Below are 20532 nucleotides of genomic sequence, written 5' to 3' on the forward strand. Positions count from 1 at the left end.
CCGAGCGACCCCGGCCTCCTGAGGGAGGACGGGGTCCCGGGACGTGCCCTGGCGTGCGCTTGCGGTCGGGTCGGGTCGGTTGGAGTCAGGTCGGGTCGGAGCGTCGTTTCAGATCGGGTCGGATCAGAAGGTCACGGTGCCGCCGTTGCGGTTGAACCAGCCCTTGAAGCCCCAGTTGATCCAGCCGCCGTCACCGGTGTTCTTGAAGGTGCCGCCCCCGCTGAAGATCCAGACGCCGTAGTAGACGCTGCCGAACTTGACGTTGGCGTAGAGCTTGATGTTGCTGAGCCCGTTCTCGTACCCCTGGCTCAGGTTGAAGACCATCACGTTGTACTGCCCGCCCGCCGCGTCGAAGACCTTGTCGACCGCCTGCTGGACGAAGGTGCCGCGGTCGCCGGTGTCGATGCTCTTGATCGCGCTCTCGACGGCCGCCTTGTACGGGGCCTCGCCATGCATCGTGACGATCGGGACGGTGAGGGCGTTCATCTCGCCGGGCTGGGCCGCCTGCGCCGCGGCGGGGGCGGAGGTCGAGGTGCGGGCCTTCTCGGGCCCCTTGTCGGCGGCCTGGGCCGGCAGCGCGGCGACGGCGGTCATGGCGAGGGAGGCGAGGGTGACACCGGCGAGAGAGGTCATACGGCGCATGATGCGAACTCCTGTTCGAGTGAAAGGGAAGGGTGAGGCGCGGAGGAGGAACGGAGCGGGGAGGGGCTCGGGGTGGTGCCGGGTCACCAGGACCGGTGGAAGGTCACGTTGCCGCCGTTGCGGTCGAACCAGCCCTTGAAGGCCCAGTTGATCCAGCCGCCGTCGCCGTGGTTGGTGAAGGTGCCGGACTCGAAGACGATGACCCGGTAGGTGCCGTAGTCGCTCTTGATCCGGGCGTCGAACTGCACACCGTGGAGGTTCGTCGAGATGGAGTTGGCGTTGTTGATGACCATGATGTTGTAGCGCTGACCGGCATCGTAGAAGGCGCCCTCCATCAGGGACTTCACGTAGCCCTCCCGGTTCTGCTTCTTCTCCAGGGATGCCACGGTGATGTTGTAGACCTTCTCCGCGAGACCGACGACCGCGACGATGACCTCGACGGCGACCGCGAAGCCCTGCGTCTTCGGCGGGGCGAGCTGACCCTTGAGCGCCGCCGTGTTCACGACCGGACCGGGAGCGGCGTACGAGGCCGGGGCGGGGGCGGCGGACACGGAGGCGGCGTACGAGGCGGTCGAGGGCAGCAGGACACCGGCGGCGACGACGGCGCTGATGACGGTGAGGGCGGCGCGCTTACGGTTCTTCATCTCGGATTCTCTTTCTCTCGGTGTTCTCATGGAGTGGATTCGAACGAATTTCTGACGAACTTCGGACAGATCCCGGCCGAATTTCAGACGGACGGGATTCTCCGGATGGAAAATGTTCTTTCGGGCAGCGAGGAGTGCCCTTTCGGTCATGCCGATCGGTGCGGCAGACCCCGATGATGGGAAGCGAATATCGAGCTTCGGGCAATTCGCGGAACCATGGTGCTGTCCGGGAAACCGGGATGCCACGTCACCAGGAGGTGGTGAGGTGATCGAGTACGTCGTCGGGGGACGAGCGACGGGGACGGCCGGGCCGGGGGGCCTCGGAAGTCCTGCGGTCCGTCAGCCGCCCGACCGCGAGGGCCAGGGCGAATCCGGCCCCGATCCCCAGGAGCGCCGCCAGCCGCAGGGACCGTCCTGTGGCTGCCGTACCGCTGCCGCACGAGGCGACGAGACGGCTCCCGCCCGGGGTGCGCGGGGGGTGTGAGATCCGGCGCGAGCGGTGGACCCCGGTTGTTCCATTGGTCACGTGAGGACTTTCGCGCAGATGGTGGCGGGGCTGCTCCACTCGGTGTCGCCGGGCTTCTTGCATTTCTCGGCGTCCTGGGCGGAGATCCGACCGGATTCTCCGGCGGAACCCAGAGCGGAGGACACTGCGCCGGCACCGGCGCCGACCATGCTCACCGTCAGAGCGGCGGCGCACATGAATCGCATGAGCTTCATGGTGTTCTCCTTCGTCTGGTTCCGGTTTCCCGGGGTTTCCCTCTTCGGTGATTCAAGAATCGCCCGGAAAGAATGGCGGGACCAGAGCATCGAGGCGTCATCAACGTGCCTGGCACCAAAGAGAGGGGGGTAAACATGACCAAACCGATGGAAACCGATGCCCTGGACGGCCCGGACAGCGGGCCCCCGACCCCGGAATCCCCGAATCCACCCGGGCAACGGCCGAGCCGACAGCAAAAGGACACGGAGCGGACGGGGCCCGGGGAGAGGAACAGGGCGAGGAGCACGGCGACGGACCCGGCTCCGGACCTGACCACGGAGACGGGCATGGACACGGCCCCGGTCACGGACGCGAGCACGGGCACGGACGCGAGTACGGCCCCGGGCACGGACGCGAGCACAGGTACGGGCACGGACGCGAGCACGAGCACAGCCCCAGGCGCAGCCACAGGCACACCCCCGTCCCTACCCCTGTCCCCGTCCCCACCCTTATCCCCGTCCGGGTATCCGCCCCAGCCCTCCTCCCTCTCCCCGTCCCTCTCCCCCTCCCCGTCCCCCTCTCCGGAATCGCAGTCCGAGGACTTCACCCTCACGGACGGCTTCGACACCACGACGGTGGGGCTCTACTCCCACCTGCTGCGCCACGGCCCCGCGCCGCTGACCGCCCTGGCGGGCGCCCTCGGCCTGTCGCCGGAGCGGACGGGGGAGGCGGCGGCGGTACTGGCCCGCCACCGCCTCCTCACCCACGCGAAGGAGGAGCCGGAGGGCCCCTGGCACGCCATCAGCCCGTACGCCGCCGCCGCCGAACTCGTCGGCCCGGAGGAGAGCAGGCTGCGCCGCCGACTGGAGGCCCTGGAGCGCGCGCGGGCGCGGCTCGACTCCCTCGCGCCGCTGTACGAGGACGCCCGGCGGGGCGGCGGGGACTCGGCGGCGGTCGAGACGGTGTCGTCACGGGACCGGGTGATGCTCCTGATCGCCGACGCGGCGGCCCGCTGCACGAAGGAGGTGCTCACCGTCCAGCCCGGCGGCGGGCGCCCGGTGGGACATCTGGAGCGGGCACTGCCCAGGGACCTGGAGATGCTGCGCCGGGGGGTGCGGCTGCACACGCTCTACCAGCACACGGCCCGCTACAGCCCCGGGACGCAGGAGTACGTGGCGGCGGTGATCGAGGCGGGCGCGGAGGTGCGGACACTGGGCGAACTCTTCGGCAAGATGGTCGTGTTCGACCGGGCGCTGGCGTTCCTGCCGGTCTGGGACGACCCGGACGCGGCCGTCGTCCTGCGCGAGCCGTCGGCGGTCGCGTTCCTCTGCTCGGTCTTCACCCACGCCTGGAACCTGGCGGAGCCGTTCTCGACCTCGTACACGACGACGACGTCGATCCAGCTGCGGGACACGATCGCGGCCCGTCTGGTCACCGGCGCGAAGGACGAACAGATCGCCCGCAGGCTGGGCATGTCCCTGCGCACCTGCCGCCGCCACATCGCCCAGCTGATGGAGGAACTGGGCGCCGAGAGCCGCTTCCAGGCCGGCTACCTCCTGGCCCTCCGCTCCAGGGACCCCGCCCACACACCCCCGGAGACATCGACGGGCCCCTGAGAACAGCCGACCACAAGCCCCGGTCCGACCGCCGAACAGGTACGGACCACCAGGTAAAGCGAGGGCCGATGGCGCACCGCCGCCATCGGCCCCCGGCCCACCACACCACCTGACCGACGGACAGCGGCCCCGGCCCCGGACACAACGCAAGAGGCCCGGACTCTCGTCCGGGCCTCTTACCTGTGTGCACTCGGCAGGATTCGAACCTGCAACCTTCTGATCCGTAGTCAGATGCTCTATCCGTTAAGCTACGAGTGCTTGTTCTGTTTTCTTGTCTTCGCTCTCCGGCCTTTCGGCCCGTTCGCGGCGACAGGAAGAACATTACATGACTGCCGCCGTCATGTGAAATCCATTGGGTACACCCCTTGTGAGCTGCGAAAACGTCGCGGTTCGCCGAGGGGCGAGACGGCGTGGCGCGGGGGTCCCGGGGGCCGGAACCGGACGGGAAACGGCTGGGAACGGGCGAAGCCCCGGCCTGGTGGGGCCGGGGCTTCGGGTGGGGCGGAGGCGGAGGGATTTGAACCCTCGATGGGCTTTAAGACCCAAACCGCATTAGCAGTGCGGCGCCATAGACCGGACTAGGCGACGCCTCCATGCATCGCGCGCTGACGCGTGCGGTGCGTGCAGATGATGACACAGGCGAACCGTGCGCCACCAATCGATTCTCACCGTACTAGTCCTCCGGGGTCGAGGGCAAAGCCCCGGGAGCCCGTCGTGGCGCCCGCCCGGCGCGCCCCGGTTGCGCAACGCCCCGGCCCCCGGAGCGTTAGACGGGGCGGGCACGCCGTGCTCCCCGCACCCGTCGTCCACGCCGCACCCCTCGTCCCTGGAGACCTCCATGCTGCGCAGCCTCGCCACCCTCGCCACTCTCGCCACCGCCGCCACCGGGACCTCCGTGCTCGGTCCGCTGCCGCTGCCGCTGTTCTCCGCGCCGGACTCGCTGACCGTGACCGTCTCCCAGAGCGGGAACCCGAGCGCCGACGGCACCTTCGACCTGACGTGCGACGACCGGGCCGGTGGGAACCACCCGGCCCGCGAGGACGCCTGTGCGCGCCTCGGAAGCCTCGCCGAAGAGGGCGCGAACCCGTTCAAGGCGGTGCCCGCGGACCAGATCTGCACCCAGGTGTACGGCGGTCCCGCCGTCGCGCACATCACCGGCACCTGGCAGGGCCGCGACGTCGACGCCCGGTTCTCCCGCGCCAACGGCTGCGAGATCGACCGCTGGGAGAACCTGGAGCCGGTCCTTCCGCTCGTGCGGGGGTGAGCCGGGGGCGCACGGGGGGCGAGCGAGGGGACGAGCGGGGATCAGGGGGCCGCGTCAGGAAGCCCGCCCCCGGGCTCCCTTAGACTCCCCTCAGTGACAGGCCGCGGCCCGAGGGGCAAGATGGGGCCGGCCGGTCGATCGGCAAGCACGTAGCAGTGCGTCAGGGAGGAAGCGTCGTCGTGAGCAGCAGGCCATCCCGAGGCGCTGCTCGCCTCGCAGCCATACTCGACGCCCTCCCCGACGGCCTGGTGCTCGTCAACTGCAACGGCACGGTCGTCAACGCCAACACCATCGCCCTCGGCATGTTCGAGACGCCGGGCACCGCGCTCGTCGGGCGCGGACTGCTCGACCTGCTGCCCTCCTTCGACTCGCGGCTCATCCCCGGTTCGATGCGGCTGCCCGAGGTCGCCGACGAGCGGGGCCGCACCAGGCCCGCCCGGATGGTCGCCCGGCGCACCGACGGCGGCGAGTTCCCCGTCGAGGTGACCAGCGCCAGCCTGGAGGACGGCCGGGAGGCCTACGACTCGTACGGCGGCTACACCGGCGACGAGCTGCTCATGCTGGTCGTCCGCGATCTCACCGGGACCCTCGACACCGAGGCCGAACTGGCCCGTTCGCAGCGGCAGACCGAGATGATCCTGCGGGCCGCCTCCGAGGGTGTCGTCGGCACCGACACCGACGGCCGGGTCGTGCTGGTCAACCCCGCCGCCGCGCAGATCCTCGGCTACCGCGCGGGCGAGCTGGGCGGCCAGGAGCTGCACCCGCTGATCCTGGCCAAGCGCTCGGACGGCGATCCCTTCCCGTACGAGGAGTCGCCGCTGGCGGACACCCTCAAGTCGGGGCGCAAGCACCGGGTGCGGGGGCAGGTCCTGTGGGCGAAGAAGGGCGACCGGGTGCCGGTCGACCTGACGACCGCCCCGGTGCGCGACGGCGACCAGCTCGTCGGCGCCGTCATGACCTTCACCGACCGCAGGCCGTACGAGCAGCTCGTCGAGGAGCACACCGCCGAACTCGCCGACCGGGCCGAGCGCGCCGCCGCCGAGCGGGAGGCGCAGCAGGAGCGGTACGCGTCCCTCGCGGCCCGGCACGAGCAGCTGACGGCCGTCCTCGCGCATTCGCTGCGCGGGCCCCTGGAGGAGCTGCGCACCCAGCTCGGGACCCTCGCCGCCGACGACGCCGGGCAGCTCTGGCCCGAGGCCAACCAGGTCCTGCACCATCTGGCCGCCGGGTACGCGCGGATGACCTCGCTGGTCGACAACGTCCTCGGCTACCAGCGGCTCGACGCGGGCGCGGAGAAGCTGGACAAGCACGTCGTGCTCCTCGACGGGGTCGTGACGGCGGGCATCGACCGGGCCGTGGAGCTGATCGGACCCGGCCGGGCCCAGTTCGCCGTGCACGCGCCGCCGATCGAGGCCGAGGTGGACGCCGTCCGGCTCGCGACGGCGCTCGCGCACCTCGTCGCGGATGTCGCCGGGGTCGACGCGACCGGCCGGAGCCGGGCCGCGGCGGGGGGTGCCGCCCCCGCCGACTCCACCATCGTCGTCGCGGCGGCGCAGCGCGGTGACGTGGTCCGCATCGAGGTCCGCGGTCCGTACGCGGGCGGCGATCCGGTCCACGGGCCGGTCGTCCGGGGCATCGTGGCTCTGCACGGCGGTGTCGTGCAGACCCACGAGGTGCCGGGGACCAGCGGCGGCGCGTACGTCCTGGAGGTGCCGCTCGGCTCGGGCCGGGGCACGGTCACTCCGCCGCCGGGACCGCCGGAGCCGTCAGGGCCGCCGGGGGCCGGGCCGCGGCCGGGGCGGCGCGAGGCCCTCGCCCTGCCCGCGCAGGCTTCCCCGCCGGTCCCACGGGACACGGCCCGCGGCTCCGCCCCCGGCGGACCGGGGATCTCCGCCGGGACCACCGCCCCTGACGCGCTGTCGGGTACGGGCACGGGCCCGGGGACGGCCACCGTGCCGGGCACGGACCCGGCGCCCGGCGCCGTCGCGCTCGCCGTCGATCCGTCCGGTCCATCCAGTTCATCCGATCCGTCCGATCCGTCCGGGTCGTCGGAGGTCGTCGACGCCTCCGAGACCTCCGGCGGGGGGCGGCGGCGGGCCCGGCGCGGCTCCACCGACGCCTTCCTGGAGAGCCCGGTCGTGCCCGAGGGCGCCGCCGGGCCCAGTGGCCGTCGCCGGGGCCGTACGGGCGACGCCGCCGAGCTGATCCCGGCCCAGCAGAACACCGCTCCCCCCGGTCCGGGCACCGAGCCCACCGGGCGGCGGCGCGGGCGGCCCGCCGAGGGCGCCGTGGTGACCGCCGCCGAGGGCGCGCAGGGCCGGGCCGCGCTCGGTGCCGCCGTGCCGCCGCAGGGCGTCCCGGTCGAGCCGCAGGGCATGGCCCCGGGGCCGTCGGGCCTCGCCCTGGAACCTCCGGCCGCGCCCGGCCACGCACCCGCCTCCGCGCTCGCGCTGCCCGCCACGGCCTCCGCGTCCGAGGCGCAGCCGAGCGGGCGCCGTCGCCGGGCCCTCGCCGCCGCGCAGGAGCGGGCGGCGGCGGCCGACGCGGGGCCCCGGACGCCGTTCGCGCTCCCGCCCGCCGACACCGAACGTCCGGCCGACGCCGACGCTCCCTCCGGCACCGGCCTTCCCGCCGGAGCCGAGCGGACCGCCCCCGCCGAGCGGGGCGCAGGGCCCCGTCCCATGCCCGCTCCCGGCCCCGGGGACGCGTTCGCCGGTCCGCAGCCGGTCTCCGACGAGGCGCGGCACGAAGCCGTACGAGGGGTCCCCGGCGCGGACCACACGCCTCCGCAGCCGCATCCGCACGTCCAGCCTCAGGGGCCGCTCCCGGGCCGGGCGCAGGAGAGCGGGCCGGGCGGTCACCGCCGGGCCGTGGCGCCGCCGCTGCCGGAGCCGTATCCGCAGCCGGAGCCGTACCCCCGGCCCGGGGCGGGCCAGGCGCCGGGGAACGGTGCCGGGTCCGGGGCGGGCACCGGTTCCGTACCGCTGCCTCCCGAGCTGCCGATGCCGCAGGACTCCACGCAGGGGCGGGCGTTCAGCGTCCGCGCCCTCGGGCAGGGCGGGCCCGCCGCCCACCCGGCCGGGCCCGTGGCACCCCCGTCCTCCCCGTCCGCGTCGCCGTCCGGGGCCGTTCCGGCGGCCGTCGGCTCCCCCGCGGCGCCCTCCAACGGTTCGGGGCGGCGGCGCAGGCTCGCCACTCCGCCGGAGGTCGATCCGCCGGTTCCGGCGGCGGCCCTCCCGGCCGTCGGCGGGGCCCGGCCGCAGTCCTCGGCGCTCGCGCCCGCCGCCCCGGTCTCCGAGGGGCGTTCCTACGCCATAGGGGCGCCCGCCGAGGGTTCCGCCGAGGGGCCCGAGCCGCTGGACGGGCCCGGTGGCGCCGTCGAGGTCGCCAACCGGCCCGCGCCGCGCCCGGTCGACGACGAACTCCCGCCGGAGCCGCTGGACAACCCCCGGCGGCTGCTCGTCTGGCCCGCGCCCGACGTCTCCACCCAGCAGGCGCTGAGCGACCGGGGCTACCGGCCGGTGATCGTGCACTCCCGCGAGGAGGTCGACGCGCAGATCGCCGCCTTCCCCGCCGCGCTCTTCGTGGACCCGCTGACCGGCCCCATCACCCGTACGGCGCTCCAGTCGCTGCGTCAGGCGGCCGTCGCCGCCGAGGTGCCGGTGCTGCTCGCCGCCGGGCTGGGGCAGGCGACCCGGGAGGCGGCGTACGGCGCCGATCCCGCCGTGCTCCTCAAGGCGCTCGCGCCCCGCGACAGCGAGCAGCACCCGTCCAGGGTCCTGCTGATCGAGGAGAACGAGGACATCGCGGAGGCGCTCGCGGCCACCCTGGAGCGGCGCGGGATGCAGGTGGCGCGGGCCTCCTCGGACACCGAGGCCGTCACCCTGGCCACCCGGACCCGGCCGAACCTGGTGGTGATGGACCTGATGCAGGTGCGCCGCCGCCGGGCCGGGATCATCGACTGGCTGCGGGCGAACGGGCAGCTCAACCGCACCCCGCTGGTCGTCTACACCTCGGCCGACCTCGCCGCGCAGGAGCTGCCGGGGCTGTCCTCGGGCGAGACGGTGCTGTTCCTCGCGGAGCGCTCGAACAGCGCCGAGGTGCAGGCCCGGATCGTGGATCTGCTGGCGAAGATAGGCACCAACTGACCTTCCCCGCCGACGCGGACGCGGACGCCCTGACGGGCATCGATGCCGACGCGGACGCGGTTGCCGAGGTGGACGCGGGCGCGGGGAGGGCTTCGTCACTACGAAGCCCTCCCCGCGCCCGTCCGCCCACGGCCGGTCCCGTTGCCAGTCCGGGTCCTGGTCCTGACGTAAGCCCAGGCCCCGGTCCGGTCCGGTCCAAGCACAGGCCCCGGTTCCGGTCCGGGTCCTGACATAAGCCCAGGTCCAAGACCCGGCCCCGGCCCAGGTCCCGGCCCCGGTCCCGGTCCCGCCGCCTGGCCTACAGCTCCGTCACGTCCAGTTCCCCGTCCGCGTACTGCTTGCGGACGACCTTCTTGTCGAACTTGCCGACGCTCGTCTTCGGCACCGCCGGGACGGTCGCCCAGCGCTCCGGGAGCTGCCACTTCGCTATGCCGCCCTCGTCGGCGAGGAAGGCCCGCAGCGTCGCGTAGTCGGCGCTCGCGCCCTCCTTGAGGACCACGGTCGCCAGCGGGCGCTCGCCCCACTTCTCGTCCGGGACGGCGACGACGGCCGCCTCGGCCACCGCCGGGTGGGCCATCAGGGCGTTCTCCAGCGAAACGCTGGATATCCATTCGCCGCCGGACTTGATGACGTCCTTGGCGCGGTCGGTGAGGGTGAGGAAGCCGTCCGGACCGATCACGCCCACGTCACCGGTCTTGAGCCAGCCGTCCGCGCTGAACTTGTCCTCGGGGCGGAGCGGTTCGCCGTCGACGCCGTCGTAGTACGCGCCCGCTATCCAGGCCCCGCGCACCTCCAGCTCACCGGCCGACTCGCCGTCCCAGGGCAGGTGGTCGCCGCCGGGGCCGACGAGCCGGGCCTCGACACCGGTGGGGAAGCGGCCCTGGGTGACCCGGTAGGGCCACTCCTCCTCGGGGGTGAGCCCGGCGGGCGGGTGCGCCATCGTGCCCAGCGGGGAGGTCTCCGTCATGCCCCAGGCGTGGCAGAGCCGGACGCCGAGCCGGTCGTACGCCTCCATCAGGGACGGCGGACAGGCCGCGCCGCCGATGGTGACCTGGGCCATCGAGGACAGGTCGCGGGGGCGGGCGGTGACCTCGGCGAGCAGGCCCTGCCAGATGGTGGGAACGGCCGCCGCGTGGGTCGGGCGCTCCCGCTCGATCATGTCGGCGAGCGGGGCGGGCTGGAGGAAACGATCCGGCATGAGCATGTTGATGCCGGTCATGAAGGTGGCGTGCGGCAGGCCCCAGGCGTTCACATGGAACTGGGGCACGACCACGAGGGTGGTGTCCCGGTCGGTCAGGCCCATCGACTCGGCCATGTTGACCTGCATGGAGTGCAGATAGATCGACCGGTGGGAGTAGACCACGCCCTTGGGGTCGCCGGTGGTGCCGGAGGTGTAGCACATGGCGGCGGCGGTCCGCTCGTCCAGCTCGGGCCAGTCGTAGGTGGTGGCGCGGCCCGCGATCAGCTCCTCGTAGTCGTGGACGCGCGGCGCGGCGCCGTCCAGGACCGACCGGTCGCCGGGTCCGGCGACGACGACGTGCCGGACCGTCGGCAGGTGCGGCAGCAGCGGGGCCAGGAGGGGCAGCAGGGAACCGTTGACGAGGACGACCCGGTCGGCGGCGTGGTTGACGATCCACACCAGCTGCTCGGGGGGCAGACGCAGGTTCAGGGTGTGCAGGACCGCGCCCATGGAGGGGACCGCGAAGTACGCCTCGACGTGCTCGGCGTTGTTCCACATCAGGGTGGCGACCCGCTGGTCGCCGGTGACGCCGAGTTCGTCGCGCAGGGCGTTGGCCAGTTGGGCGGCGCGGTCGCCGACCTCGGCGAACGTGCGTCGCTGGGGCTCCGGCTCGCCGGTCCACGTGGTGACCGTCGAGCGGCCGTGGACCCGTCGGCCGTGTTCCAGGATGCGGCTCACGGTCAGCGGTACGTCCTGCATGGTGCTGTACACGGGGCGTCCTCCCGGTGGGCGCTACGTGGCGGTAGGGGTGTGCAGATTCTGCGCACGTACCGCGCGGTATGTCACTACCCGGGAGTACGGAAATTGCCAGTGATCACTGGCAGCGGCGGGAGGACTACCGTACGGGAGCCAGCTCGGGGTCCTCGCGGAGCTTGCCGAGCGCCCGCGACACCGCGCTCTTCACCGTCCCGACCGACACCCCGAGCACCTCGGCCGTCTGCGCCTCGCTCAGGTCCTCGTAATACCTGAGGACGACCATCTGCCGCTGGCGCTCCGGGAGCTTCAGGACCGCGCGCCACATCGCGTCGTGCAGTGCCTGCCGCTCGGCCGGGTCCGGTTCGGGCAGCCCGGTGGGCTCGGGCAGCTCCTCGCAGGAGAACTCGTCGACCTTGCGCTTGCGCCACTGGGAGGTGCGGGTGTTCAGGAGCGCCCGGCGCACGTAGCCGTCCAGGGCGCGGTGGTCCTCGATGCGCTCCCAGGCGACGAAGGTCTTGGCGAGCGCCGTCTGGAGCAGGTCCTCGGCGTCGCACGGGTTCGCCGTCAGGGAGCGCGCGGTGCGCAGCAGCACGGGCCCGCGCGCCCTGACGTACGAGGAGAAGGTCGGGTACGACGCGTACTGCGAGGCACCGGCGCAGACGGGGCCAGGAGGTGGCGGAGTCATGGCTCCACGCTAGGAGGGGAGGGGCCTCCGGCGGATCGGCCCCAGGTCCCGACCCGTCGTCCGCCTCAGGTTGTAGGGGTGGGGAAGGCTCCACCTCCTCTGGGTGGAGGACTGTCGGGGCCGCGTCAGGGTCGGAGCCCGGCGGGACGGGGGCGTCGGGGGGCCGGGGAGGACCGTTCCCGGGCCGGGAAGGGTCGTTCCCGGGCCGGGAAGGGTCGTTCCCGGGCCGGGTCCGGGTCGGGTCGGGTCGGAGACGGGACGGGTCGGGTCGGGACGGGTCCAGGTCCGGGCCGGGTCCGGGCTCCCGGTGCTCCCCGGCCCGGCCGGGGTCGGTCCGCTCGGGGGTGGGGACGGCCGGGACCGGGACCTCGCGGGGAGGGCCGGGGGCGGCTGGCGACAGCCCCTCGCATGGAGGGCCGGAGAGGGCCGAGGGCGGCCCCTTACGGGGACGGCCGGGATCCGGCTCCCCCCGGTCCACGGTCCGGGCCGGGGTCGGCCAGGTGCTCACGGGCCGCCAGGCGCGCGGCCGGGGCGATCCAGGCGACGGGCGCGTCCACCGCGTCCCGGTCGATGACGAGCCGGTGTCCGCCGTACGTCTCCGCCGTCTCGCCCTCGTACTGGTGGATCCGCGCGTGCGGCCACGCGTGCGGGTCGAGGACGCTCTCCGTGTACAGCGCGGGCCCGCCGCGCCAGCGCGCGAACCAGATCACGTCCGGCAGGTCGGCCGTGCCCGCCCGCCGCTGCGCCTCGATGTCCCGTACGCCCGAGTCGGCGCTGCTGTAGAACCCGGCCAGGTGGCCGAGCCGCCGCACCTCCCGGTTCCAGGCCCGTACGAAGGAGAGGGTGGTCGCGGCGCAGGGGGCGTCGCCGGAACGGTACGCCTCGATGTCGAGGTACAGCGGGCTGCCCGCGCCCAGGCCCAGGGCCCGCGCGGCCCGCACCGCGTCGCCCGCCTCCCGGGTGCCCTGGCCCCAGGGGTCGGAGCCGAGGGCGAAGGGCCTCTTGGCGGCCGAGATCACGCACGGCGCCTGGGAGCCCACGAAGATCGGCAGCAGCCGCCAGCCCATGGTGTGGACCTCGGCGACCCACGTCGGGTTCAGCTCCCGCTGGCCGGGACAGCCCCGGCCCCGGCCCCCGAAGTAGATGCCGACGGCCCCGTAGGGGGAGTCCTGCCAGGCCCTCATCGTGGCGAGGGACGGCGCCTCGCAGGTGTCGAAGGCGCGCCCGGTGTAGTAGTCGGCGGCGACCGCGCCCCGGGCGGGGGAGGCGGGTACGCCGCGCCCCGGGGAGCCGAGCGGGGCCCGCGCCGGGGCGGCCCCCGCCTCTTCCCGTACGGCCGAGGCCGGGACCGGTCCGGAGAGCAGCGCCGCCCCCGCCAGGACGGTCACGAGCGCGGCGGCGAGGGCCCGCACGCGGGAGGACGCCGGACGGCCGGGCGGCGGGCGCGTGGGCACCGGGCCTGCCGGGGGCGCCAGGGATGTCGGGGGCCGGGCGCGATCGGGCGGTGGCGCGCCGGGGTCCGGGACGCCGGTCGGGGCGGGATCCGGGAGGCGGGCCGGGCCGGGGTTCCCCGTACGGGACACGTCGGCGCCCCCGGCACGGGCCGGGTCAGGGTTCCCCGTACGAGACACGTCGGCACTCCCGGCACGGGCTGGGTCGGGGTTCCCCGTACGGGGAGTCTCGGCGCCCCGGGCCCGGCGGGGCTCGTCGGGGTCCGGGGCGCGGGTCGGGTCGGGGTTCCCCGTACGGGGCGGCTCGTTGTCCATGGCGCGAGTTAAAGGACCGCCGCGCCCGCCCGGCCACTCCGGAGGCCCTCGCCTCAGCCGTCCGTGCCCAGGATCAACCCGGACGTAGGAACGCCCGTACCGGCCGTCACCAGGCTCCGCGCCGCCCCCGGCACCTGGTTCACCGAGGTCCCGCGCAGTTGCCGCACCGCCTCCGCGATGCCGTTCATGCCGTGCAGGTACGCCTCGCCGAGCTGCCCCCCGTGGGTGTTCAGGGGCAGGGCGTCCGCCGCGACGAACCCGGCCGCCTCGCCGGGCCCGCAGAAGCCGAACTCCTCCAGTTGCATCAGCACGAACGGGGTGAAGTGGTCGTAGAGGATGCCCACGTCGATGTCGGAGGGGGCGAGCCCGGACGTCCGCCAGAGCTGCCGGGCGACCACGCCCATCTCCGGCAGCCCGGTGAGGCCGTCCCGGTAGAAGCTGGTCATCGCCTCCTGCTTCCGTCCGGCGCCCTGTGCCGCCGCGAGGACCACGGCGGGCGGGTTCGGCAGGTCGCGGGCGCGCTCCACGGAGGTGACGACGACCGCCTGCCCGCCGTCGGTCTCCTGGCAGCAGTCCAGGAGCCGCAGCGGTTCGGCGATCCAGCGGGAGGCCGCGTGGTCGGCGAGGGTGATCGGCTTGCCGTGGAAGTACGCGGCCGGGTTGCGGGCCGCGTGCCGCCGGTCCGTGACGGCGACGTGCCCGAACACCTCCGGGGTCAACCCGTAGGCGTACAAGTACCGTTGGGCGGCCATGGCGACCCAGGAGGCCGGGGTGAGCAGCCCGAACGGCAGCTGCCAGCCCAGCGCGGCGCCCTCGGCGGAGGGCTCCCGCCGCTGGACGCCGGAGCCGAAGCGGCGCCCGGAGCGCTCGTTGAACGCCCGGTAGCAGACGACGACCTCGGCGATCCCGGTGGCGACGGCGAGCGCGGCCTGCTGGACGGTGGCGCAGGCGGCCCCGCCGCCGTAGTGGACGCGGGAGAAGAAGGACAGCTCGCCGATGCCGGACGCCTGCGCGACGGTGATCTCGGGGTTGGTGTCCATGGTGAAGGTGACCAGGCCGTCGACGTCGGAGGGGGCGAGCCCGGCGTCGGCGAGGGCCGCGCCGACCGCCTCGACGGCGAGGGACAGTTCGCTGCGGCCCGAGTCCTTGGAGAACTCGGTGGCCCCGATGCCGACGACGGCCGCCCGCCCGCCGAGCCCGTCCCGGTGGCGGACGCTCATTCCGGCACCTCCACGGTGACGGTGCCGGTGACGTGGTGCCCGAGCCCGTTGGTCCCGGCGATCCTGACCCGGGCGGTGTCCCCGTCGACCTCCACCACGGTGCCGCTGAGGACCATGGTGTCGCCGGGGTGGTTGGGGGCGCCGAGGCGGATGGAGACCTTGCGGAGGACCGCGCGGGGGCCGAGGCGGTCGGTGACGTACCGCCCGACGAGGCCGTTGGTCGTGAGGATGTTCATGAAGATGTCCGGGGAGCCCTTCTCCCGGGCCAGTTCGGCGTCGTGGTGCACGTCCTGGTAGTCGCGGGAGGCCACGGCCCCGGCGACGATCAGGGTGCGGGTGATCGGCACCGTCAGCGGCTCCAGTTCGTCCCCGGGTTTCACGACGGATCTCCTTCCGCTTCCGCGAGCAGGTCGCCGAGTTCGGCGAGGAGTTCGGTGCCGCAGCCCAGGTACGCGTCGAGCTGCCGGCCCCACAGGAAGTGCCGGTGGACGGGGTGGTCGAGGTCCGCGCCGGTGCCGCCGTGCAGGTGCTGCCCGGCGTGCACGACCCTCTTGCCCGCCTCGGAGGCCCACCAGGCGGCGGTGAGGGCCGCCCCGGACGCGGCCAGGCCCTCGTCGAAGCGCCAGGCGGCCTCATAGGCGGTGACCCGGATGGCCTCGGTGTCCATGTACGCGTCGGCCGCCCGCAGTTGGACGGCCTGGTGGGTGGAGAGCGGGCGGCCGAACTGCTCCCGTACGGAGGTGTGCTCGACGGCCCTGGCCAGCGATCCGGCGCAGACGCCCGCCTGGAGCCCGGCGAACGCGGTCCGGGCGGCGGCGAGCACGTCCGCGTACGCGCCGGGGCCGCCGAGCCGCTCCCCCGGGGTCCCTTCGAGCACGAGCCGCCCCGCCGACCAGGGCGCGGTCAGCTCGACGGGTTCGGTCCCGGCCGCGTCCTCCACGCGGACCAGCCACAGCGCGTGCTCCCGGTCCGGTACGAGGACATGGGTGGCGTCCCCGAGCCAGGGGACCCACGGCACGGCCCCGTCGAGCAGCGCGTACGCGGGCGGACCGTCCGGCTCTCCACCGGGAGGACCGCCAGGCTCCGCACCGGGCGGTCCGTCCGGGGCGCCGTCGCGTGCCGTGACCGTGCCGGGTGCCGGGAACGCGCCCGTCACCACCGTCGTACCGTCGCGCAGTCCGGGCAGCAGCCGGGCGCGCTGTGCCCCGGTGCCGTGCCGGGCGACCGCGAGGATCCCGTACGCGCAGGTCACGGCGAGCGGCACCTGGGCCGTCACCCGCCCCTGCTCCTCCAGGAGCAGGACCAGGCCCAGCAGTCCGGTCTCCTCGACGGCGGCCGGGAGCCCGGCGGCGCACAGCGCCTTCCACAGCCCGGCGTCCGTGCCGGTGCCCGCCGCCCTGAGCCGTTCGTGGGTGGCGAGGTCGGTGAAGATCCGGGCGGCCAGCTCCCGTACGGCCGACTGCTCCTCGCCGGGGGTGAAGTCCATGTCAGCGCTCCCCTTCCGCTTCGGCGCCCGCGTCCGCGCCCGCGCTCGTGCCCGCGTCCGGCACCGCGTCCGGCCCTGTCTCCGGTTCTGTCTCCGTCTCCGTCTCCGGCTCCGGCTCCGCGCGGAAGACGGGCAGTTCCAGGTCCTCGTCGACCCGCAGGAACTCCAGCCGCACCGGCATCCCGATCCGCACCTCGTCGTGGGGCACCCCCACCACGTTGCTGATGATCCGTACCCCTTCGGCGAGTTCGATCAGACCGACCGCGTACGGCGGATCGAAGGCGGGGAACGGCGGGTGGTGCATCACCACGTACGAGAAGACCGTCCCCGCGCCGCTCGCCTCGACCGTGTCCCACTCCCGCGAGCCGCAGTCGGCGCAGCCGGGCAGCCAGGGCAGCCGGAGGGCCGCGCAGCCGCCGCAGCGCTGGACGAGGAGCCGGTGCTCGGCGACGCCCGCCCAGAAACCGGCGTTGTCCCGGTTGATCACGGGGCGGGGCCGCCGGGGCTTCGGTTCCGGCCCGGGGGGCCGGGCGGCGGGCGCGTACTTGAGGATGCGGAAGCGGTGGGTGCCCGCGAGTTCCCCGGCGGCGCGCACATCGGTCCGGGTGGTGACGAAGTACCCGGTCCCGAGCTTCGTCGTCTTGCGCCCGGACACCGACTCGATGACCGTGTCGAAGGTGATGTCGTCGCCGGGCCGCAGCGGGCGCAGGTACTCCTGCTCGCAGTCGGTCGCGACGACCGAGGTGCACCCGGCGCCGTCGAGGAGCGCGAACAGCTCGTCGTGGGCGGACGCCCGGCCGGTGTGCCCGGAGAGCCCGCCCATCGTCCAGGCCTGGAGCATGGTCGGCGGCGCGACGGCCCCGGGCCCCCGGTAGGCGGGGTGCTCGTCCCCCACGGCCTCGCACCAGTGCCTGATCATCGGCAGGTTGACGGGGTCCTTCCCGGTCCCGCCGACGGCGGCGGCCCGCCCCTCGAACGCCAGGAGGAGGGGGTGGAGGGGGTCGGGGTCCCGTGCCGTCTCCCGGGTCACCGGCGGCCCCTGCCCTTCATGCCGAGCCGCATCATCGCGACGATCTCGCGCTGCACCTCGCTCACGCCTCCTCCGAAGGTGTTGATCTGCGCGGCCCGGTTCATCCGCTCCAGTTCGCCGCCGTCGAGCGCGCCCGGCGAGCCCGTCCGGACCGTCCCCGCGCCGCCCGCGATCTCCTGGCAGATCCGGTAGACCTCGACCGCCGACTCCGTCCCCGCGAACTTCACTCCGCTCGCGTCCCCGGGGGCGAGACGGCCCGCGCCGACGTCCCCCACCAGACGCCAGTTGAGCAGCCGGGTCGCGGCCAGCCGGGCGTGCGCCTCGGCGGCGCGCAGCCGGACCCACGGTTCGTCGATCCGGCGGCGGCCGGTCACCGGGTCGGGGACGCGGGCGCGGTCGAGCGCGGCGGCGAAGAAGTCCTCGGCCTGCATCCCGATCGCGGCGAGCGCGACCCGCTCGTGGTTGAGCTGGTTGGTGATCAGCCCCCAGCCGCCGTGCTCGGGCCCTACGAGGTTCCCGGCGGGGACGCGTATCCCGTCGTAGTAGGTGGCGGTGGTGGTCAGTCCGCCCACGGTCGTGATCGGGGTCCAGGAGAAGCCGGGCGCGTCGGTGGGGACGAGGACGATGGAGATGCCCCGGTGCGGGGGCGCGTCGGGGTCCGTACGGCAGGCGAGCCAGATCCAGTCCGCGTTCTGGGCGTTGGAGGTGAAGATCTTCTGGCCGTCGATCCGCCAGGAGTCCCCGTCGCGGACCGCCCGGGTCCGGAGGGAGGCGAGGTCGGTACCGGCCTCTGGCTCGCTGTAGCCGATGGCGAAGACGGTCTCGCCGCGCAGGATGCGGGGCAGGAAGTGGCTCTTCTGCGCCTCGGTCCCGTAGGCCATCAGGGTGGGGCCGACGGTGTTCAGGGTGACCATGGAGACGGGTGCGCCCGCGCGGTAGGCCTCGTCGAAGAAGACGAACTGCTCGTCGGGACCCCGGCCGTGGCCCCCGTACTCCTCGGGCCAGCCGAGCCCGAGACGGCCGTCGGCGCCGATCCGGCGGAGCAGTCGGCGCTGGGCGGCGATGTCGGTGGCGGGGGGCGGCCCTTCGGGCATCAGGTCCCGGAAGTACGCGCGGAGTTCGGCGCGCAGCCGCAGCTGCCGCCCGGTCGGGGCGAGGTGCACGGAGACGGCCTCCCGTGGGACGACTGGGGTTTCTGACTGTCCGTCAGATTCCCTTGTCGTGTCAAGGTCGGGGACCGGGAGGGCGAGTGCCGGGTGGCGGGCGGGGCCGCGCGGACGGGGGCGGGGCTGCCCGGACGGGTGGAAGGCCCGGACGGGCGGGAGGCGCTCGGACGGGCGGAAGGCGCTCGGGGGCGGGTCGCGGCGGGGCGGGGCGTGACGGCGAGGTGTGGCGAGGGCGGCGAGGGACGGCGAGGGACGGGGCGCCGCCGGGGCGCGAAGGGCGGGCGCGAAGGCCCTCGCGGCGCCGGACCCGGCGGCGCGGCCGACCGGGCTCCCCGAGGCGGTACGGAGACAGCGCGGCGGCCCGCACTCCGGTACCTGAGTACCTTCGTGCGGGCCGCCGTTCACACCACGGTCACGCCCCCCGTCGGGCCGGATCCCGTGCTGCCGGTCACCACCACGGGTGGAAGTTGACCACCGCGTTGGTCTGGGAGATGTGGGTGAGGGCGGAGCCGTTCACGCTGGCCGTGTTGTTCTGGTTGGAGGCGCCTGCACCGGTCGCCACCTGCTGCGTCGTGGTGGAGTTGCCGTGGTTGTTCCCGCCCACGCCGCTGCCGATGACGCTGGCGACGCTCGTGTTCGATCCGTCGTTCGCGAACCCGCCGTTGTCGGCCTGGGCCACCCCGGTGAAGAGCGCGGCGGCGAGGGGCAGGGCGGCGGTGGCGGCGAGAACGCGGACGGTACGGATGCTTGCCATGTCTGTTCCTCCGGGAACTGAAAGCGGGTGCTGATGCACGGAACTGCGCGGAACTGCTGTGAAGCTGTGAAGTGCGGCCATTCCCAAGGCAGTTGGCCGACCGCCCCGGTGTTTTCTGCTCGACGTCGCGAATCCAGAGTTGCCCACCGAATCCCTGGCGAACCACCCCGGAGCGCCCCATTCCCCCGCAAGCGTGAGGACAAGTCGATAAACCAGGTCAGCACAAGAAAAGCCCGGCTCACCGGAACGGCGGAGTCCGGTGACCGGCACGGCCGTTGCGCCGCAAGAGGGGAAGCGTTTCGGCAGATTTCCCGCCAACCGCCGATTCGGCGAAATGTGACAGCGAGTCCCGGGCTCAGAAAAATCAAACGGGACTACGAATCCCGAAAGGATTCCCCATTCTGGCCCGCCCGGAGGACGGCAGCCTCGAAAACGGCGTACGCCGGAGCGTCGAAGAGCACGAACCGGACCTCTTCCACGTCGGTACGGGCCGCCAGGACCGTCTCGACCGCGATCCGGGCGCCGTCGTCCAGGGGCCAGCCGTAGATCCCGGTGGAGACGGCGGGGAACGCGACGGTCCGGGCGCCCACCGCGTCCGCGACCCGGAGGGAGGCGCGGTAGCAGGAGGCCAGCAGCTCGGAACGGTCCTCGTCCCGCGACCAGACGGGACCGACGGTGTGGATCACGTACCGGGCCGGGAGCCGGCCCGCCGTGGTCGCCACCGCCTGCCCTGTCCTCAGGCCCTTCCCGTAGTGGGAGCGGCGCAGCGCACGGCAGGCGTCGAGGATCTCGGGCCCGCCCGCGCGGTGGATGGCACCGTCGACTCCGCCCCCGCCGAGCAGGGAGGAGTTGGCCGCGTTGACGACGGCGTCGACGGTCTCGCGGGTGATGTCCCCGCACACGAGCACGATCCGCACCACGCCGAAACCCTCGCCCTCGTCTTCCGCCCCCGAACCACCCGAGAGGGAGCCCTGATTGAACCCGGAAAACCCTCAGGGGCGCCCCCGAATTTCACCTCGGGAACGCCCCTGAGAACACACCACGCGACGACGGACCCCAAGCAAGGGAACCGACCGACGACAACCACGAGACGGACCCGACCCACCGACACGAGGACGGCACCCGCACTGCGGCTAGGACTACGGCTAACGGGGAGGGGACAGCTACGGCTGCGGGGACGCCGGGGGAGGCGGAGGCGGGGGAGAAGGCGGGGGGTCCTGCTGCGGGGTGCCCGTTCCGCCGAGCTGCTCCTTGAGCTTCTCCTGCGCGGTGTCGACCTGACTGCTGTACTTGCCCTGCGTCTTCTGGTCGACGAAGTCACCGGCCTTGTCGATGCCCTGGGAGGCCTTGTCCTCGTGGCCCTTCAGCAACCCCTTGAGCTTGTCCAGCACAGACATCCTCCGGCCCTCCTGCTTCAGCGGCTCGAACCCTCCCAGCATCGCCTTCCCCCACGGATACCGCATCCGCAGAAGCCA

General features: G+C 73.7%; 18 protein-coding genes and 2 tRNA genes. 3 read left to right on the forward strand and 17 right to left on the reverse strand.

The window, feature by feature from the left end:
• Positions 1-123 precede the first annotated feature (123 nt).
• The 4 genes from ACFXGN_RS04535 to ACFXGN_RS04550 form a co-directional block, all read right to left on the reverse strand.
• Positions 124-633, reverse strand: coding sequence for a stress protein (locus ACFXGN_RS04535; RefSeq protein WP_384853385.1), 510 nt, complete (start codon positions 631-633; stop codon positions 124-126).
• A 92-nt stretch (positions 634-725) separates the two neighbouring features.
• A complete protein-coding gene (locus tag ACFXGN_RS04540) occupies positions 726-1286 on the reverse strand; it encodes a stress protein (protein WP_384853388.1) in 561 nt (186 codons plus the stop codon).
• A 247-nt stretch (positions 1287-1533) separates the two neighbouring features.
• On the reverse strand, positions 1534-1812 hold the full coding sequence (locus ACFXGN_RS04545; RefSeq protein WP_384853391.1) for a hypothetical protein: 279 nt from the start codon (positions 1810-1812) through the stop codon (positions 1534-1536).
• Positions 1809-2006 carry a hypothetical protein gene (locus ACFXGN_RS04550; RefSeq protein ID WP_384853394.1) on the reverse strand — a complete coding sequence of 66 codons (198 nt, stop codon included), beginning with the start codon at positions 2004-2006 and terminating at the stop codon, positions 1809-1811. The genes ACFXGN_RS04545 and ACFXGN_RS04550 overlap by 4 nt, the downstream gene beginning before the upstream one ends.
• Before the next feature lie 615 nt (positions 2007-2621).
• Between ACFXGN_RS04550 and ACFXGN_RS04555 the strand changes: the two genes are divergently transcribed.
• Complete coding sequence (locus ACFXGN_RS04555) at positions 2622-3602, forward strand: LuxR C-terminal-related transcriptional regulator (RefSeq protein WP_384853397.1); 981 nt, start codon at positions 2622-2624, stop codon at positions 3600-3602.
• A 185-nt stretch (positions 3603-3787) separates the two neighbouring features.
• On the opposite strand, the gene ACFXGN_RS04560 is transcribed toward ACFXGN_RS04555, so the two are convergent.
• Both ACFXGN_RS04560 and ACFXGN_RS04565 read right to left on the reverse strand, forming a co-directional pair.
• Positions 3788-3860, reverse strand: a tRNA-Arg gene (locus ACFXGN_RS04560).
• A gap of 244 nt (positions 3861-4104) precedes the next feature.
• Positions 4105-4195, reverse strand: a tRNA-Ser gene (locus tag ACFXGN_RS04565).
• Positions 4196-4440: 245 nt separating this feature from the next.
• On the opposite strand from ACFXGN_RS04565, the gene ACFXGN_RS04570 reads away from it, so the two are divergent.
• A complete protein-coding gene (locus ACFXGN_RS04570) occupies positions 4441-4866 on the forward strand; it encodes an SSI family serine proteinase inhibitor (RefSeq protein WP_384853399.1) in 426 nt (141 codons plus the stop codon).
• Between the two features lie 179 nt (positions 4867-5045).
• A complete protein-coding gene (locus ACFXGN_RS04575) occupies positions 5046-9014 on the forward strand; it encodes a PAS domain-containing protein (protein WP_384853402.1) in 3969 nt (1322 codons plus the stop codon).
• A gap of 298 nt (positions 9015-9312) precedes the next feature.
• Here ACFXGN_RS04575 and ACFXGN_RS04580 read toward each other — a convergent pair whose 3' ends face one another.
• The 11 genes from ACFXGN_RS04580 to ACFXGN_RS04630 form a co-directional block, all read right to left on the reverse strand.
• Positions 9313-10965 carry a long-chain fatty acid--CoA ligase gene (locus tag ACFXGN_RS04580; protein WP_384853405.1) on the reverse strand — a complete coding sequence of 551 codons (1653 nt, stop codon included), beginning with the start codon at positions 10963-10965 and terminating at the stop codon, positions 9313-9315.
• 124 nt (positions 10966-11089) lie between these two features.
• On the reverse strand, positions 11090-11635 hold the full coding sequence (locus ACFXGN_RS04585; RefSeq protein WP_384853408.1) for a SigE family RNA polymerase sigma factor: 546 nt from the start codon (positions 11633-11635) through the stop codon (positions 11090-11092).
• 440 nt (positions 11636-12075) lie between these two features.
• Positions 12076-13089: a DUF1906 domain-containing protein gene (locus tag ACFXGN_RS04590; RefSeq protein ID WP_384853411.1), complete on the reverse strand. Its 1014-nt coding sequence runs from the start codon at positions 13087-13089 to the stop codon at positions 12076-12078.
• Between the two features lie 365 nt (positions 13090-13454).
• Positions 13455-14621, reverse strand: a complete 1167-nt coding sequence (locus ACFXGN_RS04595) for a lipid-transfer protein (protein ID WP_384853413.1) — start codon at positions 14619-14621, stop codon at positions 13455-13457.
• Positions 14618-15001 carry a MaoC family dehydratase gene (locus tag ACFXGN_RS04600; protein WP_384853416.1) on the reverse strand — a complete coding sequence of 128 codons (384 nt, stop codon included), beginning with the start codon at positions 14999-15001 and terminating at the stop codon, positions 14618-14620. Before ACFXGN_RS04600 ends, ACFXGN_RS04595 begins: the two co-directional genes overlap by 4 nt.
• Positions 14998-16107: an acyl-CoA dehydrogenase family protein gene (locus tag ACFXGN_RS04605; RefSeq protein WP_384853419.1), complete on the reverse strand. Its 1110-nt coding sequence runs from the start codon at positions 16105-16107 to the stop codon at positions 14998-15000. The genes ACFXGN_RS04600 and ACFXGN_RS04605 overlap by 4 nt, the downstream gene beginning before the upstream one ends.
• Before the next feature lies 1 nt (position 16108).
• A complete protein-coding gene (locus ACFXGN_RS04610) occupies positions 16109-17137 on the reverse strand; it encodes a bifunctional MaoC family dehydratase N-terminal/OB-fold nucleic acid binding domain-containing protein (RefSeq protein ID WP_384853422.1) in 1029 nt (342 codons plus the stop codon).
• Positions 17134-18300 (reverse strand): acyl-CoA dehydrogenase family protein, encoded by a 1167-nt coding sequence (locus ACFXGN_RS04615; protein ID WP_384853425.1) that lies wholly within the window; start codon positions 18298-18300, stop codon positions 17134-17136. The genes ACFXGN_RS04610 and ACFXGN_RS04615 overlap by 4 nt, the downstream gene beginning before the upstream one ends.
• A 451-nt stretch (positions 18301-18751) precedes the next feature.
• Positions 18752-19057 (reverse strand): hypothetical protein, encoded by a 306-nt coding sequence (locus ACFXGN_RS04620; RefSeq protein WP_384853427.1) that lies wholly within the window; start codon positions 19055-19057, stop codon positions 18752-18754.
• Positions 19058-19431: 374 nt separating this feature from the next.
• Positions 19432-19977 carry an O-acetyl-ADP-ribose deacetylase gene (locus ACFXGN_RS04625; protein ID WP_384853429.1) on the reverse strand — a complete coding sequence of 182 codons (546 nt, stop codon included), beginning with the start codon at positions 19975-19977 and terminating at the stop codon, positions 19432-19434.
• Between the two features lie 243 nt (positions 19978-20220).
• Positions 20221-20454: an antitoxin gene (locus tag ACFXGN_RS04630; RefSeq protein WP_384853432.1), complete on the reverse strand. Its 234-nt coding sequence runs from the start codon at positions 20452-20454 to the stop codon at positions 20221-20223.
• Positions 20455-20532 lie beyond the last annotated feature (78 nt).

The sequence above is a fragment of the Streptomyces sp. NPDC059247 genome, assembly GCF_042754005.1.
Taxonomy (GTDB): domain Bacteria; phylum Actinomycetota; class Actinomycetes; order Streptomycetales; family Streptomycetaceae; genus Streptomyces.